Here is a 12,245-nt window from a genome sequence, read left to right as displayed (position 1 = left end):
CGACGGGGCGGCTAGGGTAGCGCGTTGCCGCGGCGCCTGCTTGCGGCCCGTCTCAGGCCGCGTGAGCGCAGCCACAGCCGGGCGTATCGGCACTGATATCGGCGTGCACGGTGCCGCCGTGGTCGTGGCCCTCGGCATCCACCTGCACCGACATCGGCTGCAGTCCCAGCCGCGCGAACAGCGCCAGGTCGCGCTCGCTCTCCGGGTTGCCGGTGGTCAGCAGCTTGTCGCCGTAGAAGATCGAATTGGCACCGGCAAGGAAACACAGCGCCTGCAGTTCGTCGCTCATCGCCTCGCGCCCGGCCGACAGCCGCACCATCGAGCGCGGCATGGCGATGCGTGCCACCGCCATCATGCGCACGAACTCGAACGGGTCCAGTTCGGCACTGCCATGCAGGGGCGTGCCCGCCACCTGTACCAGCTTGTTGATCGGCACCGAATCGGGATGTGCCGGCAGCGAGGCCAGCGCCAGCAGCAGGCCGACGCGCTGCGCGCGCGTCTCGCCCATGCCGACGATGCCACCGCAGCAGGTCTTCAAGCCGGCATCGCGCACGTGCTCCAGCGTATCCAGACGGTCCTGGTACTGGCGCGTGTGGATGATCGAATCGTAGTAGTCCGGCGCGGTGTCGAGGTTGTGGTTGTAGTAGTCCAGGCCCGCATCCTTCAGCGCACGCGCCTGCTCGCCGCTGAGCATGCCCAGCGTGGCGCAGGTCTCCAGGCCCAGTGCCTTCACCCCGGCGATCATCGCCGCCACCTTCGGAATGTCGCGGTCCTTCGGCGATCGCCACGCGGCACCCATGCAGAAGCGCGAGGCACCGGCGGCCTTGGCCTGGCGTGCCTTGGCCAGCACCGCGTCGGTCTCCATCAGCTTCTGCGCGTTCACCCCGGTGCTGTAGCGCTGCGCCTGCGGGCAGTACGCGCAGTCTTCCGGGCAGCCGCCGGTCTTCACCGACAGCAGCGTGGAAACCTGCACCTGCGACGGGTCGAAGTGCTCGCGATGGACCGCTGCGGCGCGGAACAGCAGCTCGGGGAACGGCAGATCGAACAGCGCCTGCAGTTCGTCGTGTTGCCAGTCGTGGCGGATGGCGGCAGCCATGGCGGGACCTTGGGTACGAGTGGAGCGAGGGCGGCAGTGTGGGTGGGCGTGCGCAGGCTGTCAACAATATTCATGTTCACATGGTTTACAGTGTTTGCACTCCGGGCGATCCCGCCCGGAGCGTTGCTTCTGTCGTCGAGCGCGAAAAGTGATCGGCATCAAGGCGTGTGCGGTGTTTCGCTGATCAACGCGGTCACCTTGCCGAGGATGAAGGGACCGTCATCGAAGTAGCCGTGGCCCCAACCTTCGCGCTGGTCGGCATTGAGGTCATCAAGGGTCCACCAGCTCACCGCGCTTTTTCCCTTCCGGGCGAAGAACGCCTGGCAGGCCGAGATGTCTGCCCACGCCGCAGAGTTGCGATAGACGTTCTCCCGGGTGAAGAAGCGCTCCATGCCGAGCAGAGGCTCATCGGCAGCATCTTCGAAGATGTTGGACACGATGTAGAGCAGCGAACCGGGAAAGAACAGTGAGCGCTCGTTGGCTTCGTCGGCATCCTTCATCGCCAATTGCCGGAACCTCCCGATTCGGTCCTCGTGCTTCGAGATGGCACGCGCGAACCGACGACACGTCACCGCAGGCGCTTCGAGAATAAGGTCGAACTTCAGATCCGGAAGGATCTGCGCCGCCTGGTCCAACAGCTCGCACAGGAAGATGCTGCCGGCGCTGTGGCCGACGAGCGTGATGCGGGGAACAGAGGCTTCGGACTGCAACTGCCTGTGCAGCTCGCGCAGGAATCTGACGCCACCCGATGCCGGGCCGTCGAATGAATCCTGTGCATCCTTCTTCATGGGATTCCACCAGCCGATGCGCCCCACGTCATCGAGATAGAACTCTCGCAGTACTTCTTCCACGATCACGGCGGAGACGGCACCTGGCCGGCCCCGGCCACTGTGCTGGCGTTGCCAAACGCGTATCACCAGTCTGGCCACCTTGATGGCCAGCGCGATCCAGTTCAATGCTACGGCCTTGTTGGGTGACGGAGTGCCAAACAGTTCCATTGCCGTGCGCTCGTTGACGATGGCCGCGTGTTCGGCTGGCGGTTCATGTGCCAGCATCTTGTTTACGGGCGTCAGCGTCGCCTCCCTGTAATCCTCCCGGGCCTCGGCAAGGGCCTGGTTCACCTCGGGATCTTCAGCGAACTCCTGTGCGAGATCTGCCGAAAGGCTCTCCTCGTCGTGTGGCGCGGCGTTGAGGATCTTCATGCCGGGCGTGAATGCCTGTTCACCGCCGAGCTTTTCAAGGATCTTGTCCTGGACTTTCCTGAAGAGCAGTTTGGCGAGTACTGCACCCAGGATCTCGCCCAGGTTGTTCAACGGAGCTTCGATGTCACCCGTTTCCCAGACGAAGAACAAGGGGTAGGCCTGTGCCCGCACATAGGGGTCATGCAGGGTTTCTGCGATGCGCCGTCCACGCTTCTGCGAAACGCGGCCGCCATGTACATGGATGACGATTCCGGAAGGTGACCTAGCCTGCAGCGCGCGACCGACAATCCGGCGAAGGTCTGATTCCTGCAGCGTGCCATCACGAAGATGGATGATGTGATCCAGCGGGTCGTAGGCATTCATCTCACACTCCATTGTCATTGAGGATGTCGAGAACGAAGCAATTCACGCAGATGTCGGCACGCAGGTGCTGGCAAGCGCTACCGCGATGACGAGCGGTGGCGGCCTTTCGTTGCCGGCGGAGCTGCACCCCTCCCCAGAGGGCAGCGGCTGCAATGCTACCTCCACGAGGCGCGGTGGACGAACCCGGCAGGAATCGGCCGGCCTTCACGCATGTGGGACGGCATGCCATTGCTGCCAAAGCATGCGGTTCCCGGCGCGTGAGCGTATTCACCACATCCTGCAAGGCCTTCGGCCACAGTGGCCGCTGCCCAACCAAAGCGCTGGCGCGCAGACTCTGTCCCATGACTGATCGCCATCGCCTCCGCGGCCGCATCACCGCGCTGGTTCTCAGCGAGGCCTGGCGCCGCCGTGCCGCGCTCTGGGGCGGCGCCGTGGCCGTGGCACTGGTGGCCATCCTGTTCGCCAAGGCCAGCGACGCGGCCTTCCATCTGTTCCAGCGCATCACCGCGCACTCGCGGTGGTGGGCCCTGCTGCTTACGCCCGGCATCTTCGCGCTGTTGGCCTGGTTGACCGCGGGCGTGCTGAAGCCCACGCGGGGCAGCGGCATTCCGCAGGTCATCGCCGCGTTGGACAAGCCGGATGAGTTGTTTCGCAGGACCAATCTTTCGCCTGCGGTCTCGGCCGGCAAGCTGTTGCTGACCTCGTTGTCGCTGCTTGGCGGCGCGTCGGTCGGGCGCGAGGGCCCGACGGTGCATGTGGGTGCCAGCCTGATGTACCTGTTCGGCCGCTGGTTCGGCTTCAAGGACCCGCGCGAGCTCTCGCACTTCCTGCTGGCCGGTGGCGCGGCAGGCATCGCGGCGGCGTTCAACACGCCGTTGGCCGGTATCGTCTTCGCCATCGAAGAGCTCAGCGGCCGCTTCGAGCATCGTTTCTCCGGCACCTTGCTGACCGCGGTGATCGTGGGCGGCGTGGTGTCGCTGGGCCTGCTGGGCAACTACACCTATTTCGGCCATGTAAGCGCGCGGCTACCGCTGGGCCAGGGCTGGCTGGCGATCCTGCTGTGTGGCGTGGTGGCCGGGCTGCTCGGAGGCTTGTTCGCGCGTGCGGTGCTGGCGAGTGCGGCGGGCCGCCCACGTTGGCTGGGCCAGTTGCGGCAGCGACATCCGGTTCTGTTGGCCGCAGGCTGCGGCCTGGTGGTGGTACTGCTGGCCCTGGTCTTCGGTGAAGGTGCGTTCGGCACCGGCTACGAACAGGCGCGCAGCCTGGTGCAGGGGCAGGCGATGGTGGGCCATGAATTTGGTTTGATGAAGCTGCTGGCCAATCTCGCATCGTACGTGGCCGGTATTCCCGGCGGCCTGTTCTCGCCGGCGCTGGCGGTCGGTGCCGGCCTTGGCCACAACCTGGCGGTGTTGATGCCTGGCGTGGACCCGCGTGCATTTGTACTGTTAGGCATGTGCGCCTATCTGACCGGCGTCACCCAGGCACCGCTGACCTCGGCGGTGATTTCGCTGGAGCTGACCGACAGCGGCGATCTGCTGCTGCCGATCCTGGCCACGGTGCTGATCGCTCGTGGCGTGTCCGGGCTGGTGTGCCGCGTGCCGATCTATCGCGGGTTGGCGGAGTTGTTGATGATGCCCGCCGTCGCGCCACACTCGCCTCCCAGCGGAAAGGATTTCACGAAATGAGCTACACCATCGCCCCTGAACAGGTCATCGATTACCCGCCCGAGCGCTTGCGCGAGTTCCATGGCAGCGTGGTCGAGTACATCGACAACCGGGTGTTCATGCTGGATCCGGGGCAACTGGTCGGCGAGCCTGCCGCGCAGGCCTACCGGGAGACCGCAGCCGGGATGTTCACCGCACTGGGCTGGCAGGGAGATGGCCGCATCGAGCTGTTGTGGCTGCCTGCCTTCGTTTTCCCGCTGTCGGAGCACATGGCGGATGTCGGAATTGGCGTCTGGCACGTCAAGCAGGACGAAGACGGTATCTCCTACCTGTTATCGCCGGTGCCGATGCCGTTCGAGGCACTGCACAACACGCCACACTGGAAGGAGGTCGGTCAGACGGCAGACCGCAGGCGCGGTGCACTGGGCCGAGCGGTGGATGAAGTCCTGCACTATGTTTGGGATCCAATAGGCATCCAGGCCAATCCGGACTGCCGTGGCGAGTACGCCGCCTATGCAGATCGCATCGAGTCCCAGCTCCTGCGCGGTGCAGGCGAACAGGAACTGTGTATGGCCCTTGCCGGCATGGCGCGCAATGAGATGGGCGTCAATCCGGATGAGTACAGGACCCAGCGTGCCGCCGCCGCCCTGGTGGCTTGGCGGGCATCGCTGCGTGACTGACCCGATGAGACGGCCGACAGCACTGCGTCCGCTTTCCTGACCGTCCGGTGTGGTTGCCGGTGATGGTTCCGGCATCGCTGCGCGGGCAGGTTGGGGTATGCCTCTTGCCTACCTCCCTCTACCGGCGGATTGGCCCGCAGTGCTGCTTCGCGTGCTCCTGCCACTGCGGTGTCTGGTCTGCGGCGACCCGGGCCACGATGATCTTGACCTGTGCCGCGCCTGCCTTGCCGACCTGCCGTGGGCCGGCCGCGCCTGCCTGCGCTGTGCATTGCCGCTGCCCGACAACGCCCTGATCGTCTGCGGCAGCTGCCGCGAGGAAGCGCCACCGCAGGCCGCTACCCATGCCAGCCTGCTGTACCTGCCACCGGTCGACCAGCTGCTGGTGCGCTACAAGTTCCATCAGGATCTCGCCGCCGGTCGCCTGCTCGCGCAGTTGATGCAGCGCGCGCCGCCGCCCTGGTGGTGTCCGCCACTGGTGCCGGTTCCGCTGCACAATCGCCGGTTGCGCCAGCGCGGCTACAACCAGGCGGGCGAGCTATGCCGGTTGCTGCCGATGCCGGTCTGGCAAGGGCTGTACCGGCGGCGGCATACCGCGCCGCAGTCCGAGCGTACGGCCGAACAGCGCAGGGAAAACCTGTTCGATGCGTTCGATGTACGTGGTCCGGTGCCGCCGCGACTGACCGTGGTGGACGATGTGATGACCACCGGCAGCACGGTGATGGAGGTTGCGGAGACGCTGCGGTGGGTGGGAGCGGACGAGGTGCGGGTATGGGTCTGCGCGCGGGCGCCGTGATCGCCCTCTTCATCACCAGGGGCTAGGATGAGCCCGGTTCCGGATCGAAGGAGTGGCCATGAATTCCCCCTTGTCTCCCTTGTTGTCGGCGGTTGGGCGCAGCTGGTGGATCCTCCTGCTGTATGGGCTGGTTGCGCTGGGCTTTGGCATCGTCGCCATCGGCTGGCCGCTGTCTGCAGCCATGGCATTGGCATGGACGCTGGGTGTGATGGCCATCGTTGAAGGTGTCATCAGCCTGTTCGCACTGGTCAGCGGCGGCAGCGGTGCCTCGCGTGGCTGGCTGGCGCTGTATGCCATCGCCTCGCTGGGTTTCGGCATCCTGGCGGTGATCAATCCGCTGGCCACCGCCAGCGTGCTGGTGCTGTTTCTGGCAGCGTGGCTGCTGGTGGCCGGCATCTATCGCATCGTGTTCGCGATCCGCGTGCGCAAGCAGATCCAGGGCGAGTGGCTGCTGATCCTCAGTGGCGTGCTGGCGGTGGTGCTGGGCGTGCTGTTCGCGGCCAACCCGTATGCGGGCGTTGCGGTGACCACGCTGTGGATCGGCATCGGCAGCCTGCTGTACGGGCTGTTGCAGGTGCTGGTGGCGTTCAAGCTGCGGAAGCTGAAGTGAAGGCTGCGCTTCCCCTGTTGCTGGGCATGGCGTTGACCCTGACCGGATGCATGCCGGGCGCTACGCCCGGTGCGTTGGCAGGCAAGGATCATGCGCCACGCCCCGGCGTGGACGTGCGCCTGAGTGCGGTCGATGCGGCGGGCAAGGGTACGCCGGCGCAGTGGCAGGGCGAGACCCTCGCCCTGCGCGAGCCGCCGATTGCCGGCAGCGCGGATATTGCCGATGTGCGCTATGTGCTGGATGAAGGCAAGCAGCCGGGCCTGCAGATCCGCTATCGGCCGGAGGCGCATCAGCGCATCCACGATGGCACCGCGGCACTGGTGGGCCAGCGTGCGGCGATCAGCGTGGATGGCCGCGTGCTGATGGTGGCGACGGTGCAGGGGCCGTTCGGCGAATCGATGATGCTGAGCGGCTTGTCCAGCGTTGCCGAAGCGCGGGAACTGGCCAGGCACATCACCGGCGAATGACGGGCGCACCATGAACCCGCGCTGCGCGCGGAGGTCGACCAAGGTCGACCGCTACCGGGCGAACCGTGCTTCGATTTCTTCCAGCGACTTGCCCTTGGTTTCCGGCAGCCAGAACGCGGCCACCAGGAAGAACACGAAGGTGCACGCCGCCCAGAACACGAACATGCTGGCATAGCCGTAGTGGCCGACCGTGGGCAGGAAAATCGCGGCAATGGTGGTCGACACGAACTGGTTGATCAGCAGCGCGATGCTCATGCCGTTGGAGCGGATGCGGTTCGGCATCAGCTCCGACAGTGCCAGCCACACACAGACGCCGGGGCCAACCGCGAAGAACGCGACGAACACCAGGATGCAGGCGGCCACCGCCCAGCCATGCGCCGGCGGCGGTACCGGGCCGATGCGGGCCTGTTCGATGCGCAGCGGCGCCTGCGCTGCAGCGGCCGGATCGGCGAACGGGTTCAGGTGCAGTTTGCGGAAGAACGCGCCGATCACGCTGTCGGGCTGCACGGTGCCGGCGCGCTCGATGCGCAGCTCGCGGTCGGTCAGGTTGTCGCTGCGCAGGGCGCGCACGTTGGTGAAGTCACCGTAGGCGTAGGAGACGGTCAGCTGCATCGGCCGGCCTTCGCTGTCGATGCCAGCGCCCAAGCGCTGCCACTGCGTATCGTCCAGTACCAGCTGCAGGCCATCGCCGCTGACCGCCGCCTGCAGCTGCGGCTGCACGTCGGTGCGACCGCGTTCGGCCTGGAAGAAGAGGGTGGCGGCGGCCAGCAGGGCCACGCAGATGCCGCCACTGCCGAGCATCAGCAGGAACTTGCGGCCCTTGCGGTCGACCAGCAGCAGCGCGACCACGGTCATCACCGCATTGAGCAGCTTGATCGCCACATCGGCACCATTGGCCACCGAGCCGGACAGGCCCGCCTGGTTGAGAATGTTCACCGCGTAGGCCAGCACCGAGTTGATGCCGGTGGCCTGGGTGCAGGCCAGCACTACGCAGGCGAGCAGGAAAGGCACCACGTAGCGGCGGCTGAGCAGCGGGTCGCGCTTGCCGCTGCCGCTGCTCGATTCCGGTGCCTGGATCTGTGCAAGCGTCGGCTCCACCTCCGAAGCGGGCAGCACGCGCTGCAGGCTGCGGCGCGCATCATCGATGCGGCCGCGACGCACCAGCCAGCGCGGCGATTCGGACAACCAGAAGATGCCGGCGCAGAACAGCAGGCCCGGCGCCAGGCAGGTCCAGAAGATGGTGCGCCAGGCGTGGTCCTTCACCGCAAACAGCTCCTGCGCCTGCTGCGCGACCGGCAGTGAGCGCACGGCTTCGGCGGCGGCATCCACGGCGTGCGCGTGGTAGAGGCCGATCAGGGCAGCCAGCACCAGGCCAACGGTCAGCAGCAGCTGGAACATGGCCGCGCCGCGCCCGCGTCGCTCGGGGCTGAGCACTTCGGCCAGGTACAGCGGAATCACCACGCCGATCAGGCCGCCACTGATGCCCTGCAGCAGCCGGCCGAGCAGCAGGGGCGTGTAGCCCGAGGCCAGTGCCATGATCGGGATTGAGGCGGTGAACAGCAGCCCGGCCAGCAGCATCGCACCGCGGCGGCCGATCAGGTCGGCAATCATGCCGGCGAACAGCGAGGACAACACACTGCCCAGCAGCACCGCAGCCACAACAAAACCGAGCTGCTGGCTGCTGAGTTGCCACGCGTGGCTGGCAGTCGCTTCAAGATAGGGCAGGGCGCCGGCGATGATGCCGATGTCGATGCCATACAGCAGGCCACCGAGGCCGCCGATGAAGAGCAGGTAGCGTACGGGCCAGCGCGGAGCGGTGGAAGCGGGTACGGCAGGTGCGGCGGCTGCGGTCATCGGCGTATTCCTGGAATAACGGGGATGGTGCGTGGCTGAGGCATTGCGCTTGCGCGCTTCATGTAGAGCCGAGCCATGCTCGGCTGCTTTCCGTTCCGATATTGAGGTTCTCCATGCCGCGCTTCGCGCGGTGAGCCGAGCATGGCTATGCCGATCGTCCTGATCGGCACCCTCCGGGCCGTCGCAAGCGACGTTGGCAATGGCTCCTGCCATTGCCTTCGGCTCTACAAAAACGCAGATATCAGGCGTTTGCGGCGTTCAAATCGACTACCCGCCCACCAACCACCACCTGCTGCAGGCGCAGTTCGGCGTCCAGCACCACCAGGTCGGCGCGGGCGTCGGGCGCGATGCGGCCGCGATCGTCCAGGCCCAGGTAGTCCGCCGGGAAGGTGGAAACACGTTGCGAGGCATCGGCCAGCTCCAGGCCCACTTGCACCAGGTTGCGCAGCGCCTGGTCCATGGTCAGTGCACTACCTGCCAGCGAACCGGTCGCCAGGCGCACGCAGCCGCCGCACTTGTGCACGCGCTGTTCGCCCAGCGCGTACTCGCCATCGGGCATGCCGGTGGCGGCGGTGGCGTCGGTCACCGCGTACAGGCGCGGGATCGCGCGCGCGGCCAGGCGGATCACGCCGGGGTGGATGTGCTGCAGGTCGGGAATGATCTCGGCGTACTGCGCATGTGCCAACGCCGCCGCTGCAATGCCCGGGCGATAGTGATCGACGCCGGTCATGCCGTTGAACAGGTGGGTGAAGCCGGAGGCACCGGCCTGCAGCGCGGCCACGCCTTCCTCGTAGGTACCGGCGCTGTGACCTAGCTGCACGCGGATGCCCATCGCCGAGAGCGCGGGAATCAGCGCGGTGTGCTCACCGATTTCCGGGGCCAGCGTCATCACCCGGATCGGAGCCAGCGCATGCAGCTGCTGCACCAGTGCCAGCGTCGCCTCGATCGTGCGGTTGGGCTGCGCACCCAGACGCTGCGGGCTGATGAACGGTCCTTCCAGATGCACACCGACGATGCTGGCGGCGTCTGCATCGGGTGCCGCCATGGTGGCGGCCACGCCCTGCAGCGCGTGCTCGATCTCGTCCAGCCCGGCGGTCATGGTGGTCGCCAGCAGCGTGGTGGTACCGAAGCGCAGATGGGTGCGGGCGATGGTGCGTGCCACGTCGCCGCCCTGCATCAGGTCCACGCCGGCCGCGCCATGCACATGCAGGTCGATGAAGCCGGGCAGGATCACCGGCAGCTGCAGGTCGTCAGCACCGCTGTGGTCATCCACCTGCAGCTGGCGCACCTGCGAATCGAAGTGGACGTGGCCGCGCCGCCAACCCAGCGGGGTGAGGATGCGGCCATGCAGAGTGCGGGTGTCGGTCATGCGGCGGGCTCGGCGATGATCACTTCGATGCCCAGCCGCTGCAGCCCCTCACGGGTTGCGTCGTCAATGCCGGCGTCGGTGATGATGGCGTGGATCTGATCCAGCAGGGCGATGCGGTGCAGGCTGACGCGGCCGAACTTGGAGGCGTCGGTCAGCACCACGATGCGGCGCGCACGCTCGACCATGCGGTGGTTGAGGCGGGCTTCGGCCTCGTCGTGGGTGGTCAGGCCGAACTGCAGGTCCAGGCCGTCCACACCCAGGAACAGGGTGTCGAAGCTGTACGAATTGAGGCTGGCCTCGGCCTGGCTGCCCTGCAGCGACAGCGACTGCTGGCGCAGCAGCCCACCGGTCAGCAGTACGGTGATGCCTGCGGCATTGGCCAGTTCCCAGGCGATATTCAGGCCGTTGGTCATCACCGTCACGTCGCGATGCGCGCGCAGGTGGCGGGCCAGGGTCATCGTGGTCGAGCCGGAGTCGATGATGATGTTGTCGCCGGGCTGCACCAGGCGCGCAGCGCGCGCACCGATCGATTCCTTCAGCGGCAGGTTCAGCGCGTCTTTCTCGTGGATGTCCTGTTCCTGCGGCGGCGTACGAACGAGCGTGGCGCCGCCATGGGTACGGTTGGCCAGGCCCTGCGACTCGAAGTGGGTCAGGTCGGCACGGATGGTCACCGCCGACACGCCGAAGCGCTCGACCAGATCGGCCACCTGCACCGAGCCATGCTCGATCAGCAGCTGCAGGATCTGTTGCCGGCGGGAGCGGGTGTTGCGCATGGCCATTCTCGGTTTCGCGGGAAAAGGTAGAGATTAGCCGTTCGCAGGAACGCCGGCAGCCGAGCCCGCATTCTGCGTGCGGGGGCCGGCCTGGTTGGCGCTGCAGGCGCGGGCGTATTCGCCCAGGCACAGGCCGATGCGGTGCTGCACCAGGGCGGTGGGGGTGTTGGCCAGGCTGCCCTCGCGCACGGCGCGGTACTGCTCCGGCAGGTGCTGGCTGAGCAGTACCAGCGGCGGCGCGTGCTGTTCCAGGTTGGCGAACAGGGTCTGCACCGCCTGCACCAGCGCCGGCTCGCCCCAGTAGTAGCGGCAGCGGTCGCTGAAGGAGTAACTGCGCAGCAGGCGAAGCGTGGCGTCATCGCCCTGGTAGTAGGACTGCCAGTATTTCGGCTGCGCCAGCATCACCTCGTCCAGCACCTGCGGCAGGCGCGAGCACTGCGCGGCCGGCAGCAGCTCGGCCTCGATCGCGGCCAGCGCGAACAGCGCCTCGCGATAGGCGAAGGTGGCGGCCGGGCCGACCTTCAGGATGGCGAAGTGATCGCGCACCAGTGCATGCAGGCCGCTTTCGCGCTGGTAGTCGGTGGAATGCGCTTCGAACACGATGCGCGGCTGCTGTTCGAGGAAGCCGGCCAGCGTGCTGGCGGCGGTCGCGTCGTACTCGTGCACGCTGCTGTGGTCGAAGTCCACGCCCGGCTGCACCACCATCGCGATCACGCGCTGCCACGCGTCGCGCAGCTGCGGCGTGTCGAACGCCTGCTGGTGGATGGCCAGGGTCTGTGCGGCGGCGGCCGGCGTGGTTACCTGCAGGCCTTCGGCCAGCGAGGCTTCGCCACCGGGAATCGGCACTTCGGTACCGATCACGTAGACCGGCGGCGGCAGGCCGTGCTCGGCGGCGGTACGTTCGGCGATCTCGGCCAGCTCGGCCGAACGCGCGGCGACGATGGCATCGGGCAGCGGCACCGGGTCATCGGCGCAGGACATGCTGCAGTCCAGGTGGATCTTGTGGAAGCCGGCGGCGACGTAGGCTTCGATCAGCACGCGCGCGTGGGTCATCGCTTCGGCGGCCGGGCGCTTCTGCCAGGCATTCGGGCCGAGGTGGTCACCGCCCAGGATCAGCCGTTCGCGCGGGAAGCCTTCCTCATCGGCCAGCGTGCCCACGTAATCGCGGTACTGCGGCGGGGTCATGCCGGTGTAGCCGCCGAACTGGTCGACCTGGTTGGAGGTGGCCTCGATCAGCAGCACGGTGCCGTGTGCCAGCGCCACGTGCATGGCCGCGCGCAGCACCTGCTCGTTGCTGCAGCAGACGCTGTACAGGCCGACGTTGGCACCGGCGCGGTGGGAGGCAAGCAGGGTCTGCAACGGGGACATGGTCAG

At 66.9% G+C, this 12,245-nt stretch carries 11 protein-coding genes; 5 read left to right on the top strand and 6 right to left on the bottom strand.

The window, feature by feature from the left end:
• Positions 1 to 52: 52 nt before the first annotated feature.
• A complete protein-coding gene (bioB, locus tag ACZK4Z_RS21360) occupies positions 53 to 1,096 on the bottom strand; it encodes a biotin synthase BioB (RefSeq protein ID WP_125895471.1) in 1,044 nt (347 codons plus the stop codon).
• A gap of 158 nt (positions 1,097 to 1,254) precedes the next feature.
• Entirely contained in the window at positions 1,255 to 2,661 is a 1,407-nt protein-coding gene (locus ACZK4Z_RS21355) for a hypothetical protein (RefSeq protein WP_125895470.1), read from the bottom strand.
• A 341-nt stretch (positions 2,662 to 3,002) separates the two neighbouring features.
• Between ACZK4Z_RS21355 and ACZK4Z_RS21350 the strand changes: the two genes are divergently transcribed.
• From ACZK4Z_RS21350 to ACZK4Z_RS21330, 5 genes are all read left to right on the top strand, one after another.
• Entirely contained in the window at positions 3,003 to 4,346 is a 1,344-nt protein-coding gene (locus tag ACZK4Z_RS21350) for a chloride channel protein (RefSeq protein WP_478451069.1), read from the top strand.
• Positions 4,343 to 5,005 carry a hypothetical protein gene (locus ACZK4Z_RS21345; protein WP_125895468.1) on the top strand — a complete coding sequence of 221 codons (663 nt, stop codon included), beginning with the start codon at positions 4,343 to 4,345 and terminating at the stop codon, positions 5,003 to 5,005. Before ACZK4Z_RS21350 ends, ACZK4Z_RS21345 begins: the two co-directional genes overlap by 4 nt.
• A gap of 97 nt (positions 5,006 to 5,102) precedes the next feature.
• The gene (locus ACZK4Z_RS21340; protein ID WP_125895467.1) at positions 5,103 to 5,798 is read left to right on the top strand and encodes a ComF family protein; all 696 of its coding nucleotides are present in this window, start codon (positions 5,103 to 5,105) and stop codon (positions 5,796 to 5,798) included.
• 58 nt (positions 5,799 to 5,856) lie between these two features.
• Positions 5,857 to 6,408 (top strand): HdeD family acid-resistance protein, encoded by a 552-nt coding sequence (locus ACZK4Z_RS21335; RefSeq protein WP_049461697.1) that lies wholly within the window; start codon positions 5,857 to 5,859, stop codon positions 6,406 to 6,408.
• A gap of 50 nt (positions 6,409 to 6,458) precedes the next feature.
• Positions 6,459 to 6,875 (top strand): SecDF P1 head subdomain-containing protein, encoded by a 417-nt coding sequence (locus tag ACZK4Z_RS21330; protein ID WP_219630880.1) that lies wholly within the window; start codon positions 6,459 to 6,461, stop codon positions 6,873 to 6,875.
• Positions 6,876 to 6,926: 51 nt separating this feature from the next.
• Here ACZK4Z_RS21330 and ACZK4Z_RS21325 read toward each other — a convergent pair whose 3' ends face one another.
• The 4 genes from ACZK4Z_RS21325 to ACZK4Z_RS21310 all read right to left on the bottom strand — a co-directional run bounded on the left by ACZK4Z_RS21325 (position 6,927) and on the right by ACZK4Z_RS21310 (position 12,239).
• The gene (locus ACZK4Z_RS21325; RefSeq protein WP_125895465.1) at positions 6,927 to 8,729 is read right to left on the bottom strand and encodes an MFS transporter; all 1,803 of its coding nucleotides are present in this window, start codon (positions 8,727 to 8,729) and stop codon (positions 6,927 to 6,929) included.
• 241 nt (positions 8,730 to 8,970) lie between these two features.
• On the bottom strand, positions 8,971 to 10,098 hold the full coding sequence (gene nagA / locus ACZK4Z_RS21320; protein ID WP_125895464.1) for an N-acetylglucosamine-6-phosphate deacetylase: 1,128 nt from the start codon (positions 10,096 to 10,098) through the stop codon (positions 8,971 to 8,973).
• Positions 10,095 to 10,871, bottom strand: a complete 777-nt coding sequence (locus ACZK4Z_RS21315; RefSeq protein WP_012512390.1) for a DeoR family transcriptional regulator — start codon at positions 10,869 to 10,871, stop codon at positions 10,095 to 10,097. The genes nagA and ACZK4Z_RS21315 overlap by 4 nt, the downstream gene beginning before the upstream one ends.
• Before the next feature lie 33 nt (positions 10,872 to 10,904).
• A complete protein-coding gene (locus ACZK4Z_RS21310) occupies positions 10,905 to 12,239 on the bottom strand; it encodes a D-tagatose-bisphosphate aldolase, class II, non-catalytic subunit (protein ID WP_125895463.1) in 1,335 nt (444 codons plus the stop codon).
• Positions 12,240 to 12,245: the final 6 nt, after the last annotated feature.

The organism is Stenotrophomonas sp. 71799_Sma, from assembly GCF_056482505.1.
The sequence above is the reverse complement of the archived record's forward strand: the minus strand, read 5'-3'. Positions and strand labels throughout refer to the sequence as shown.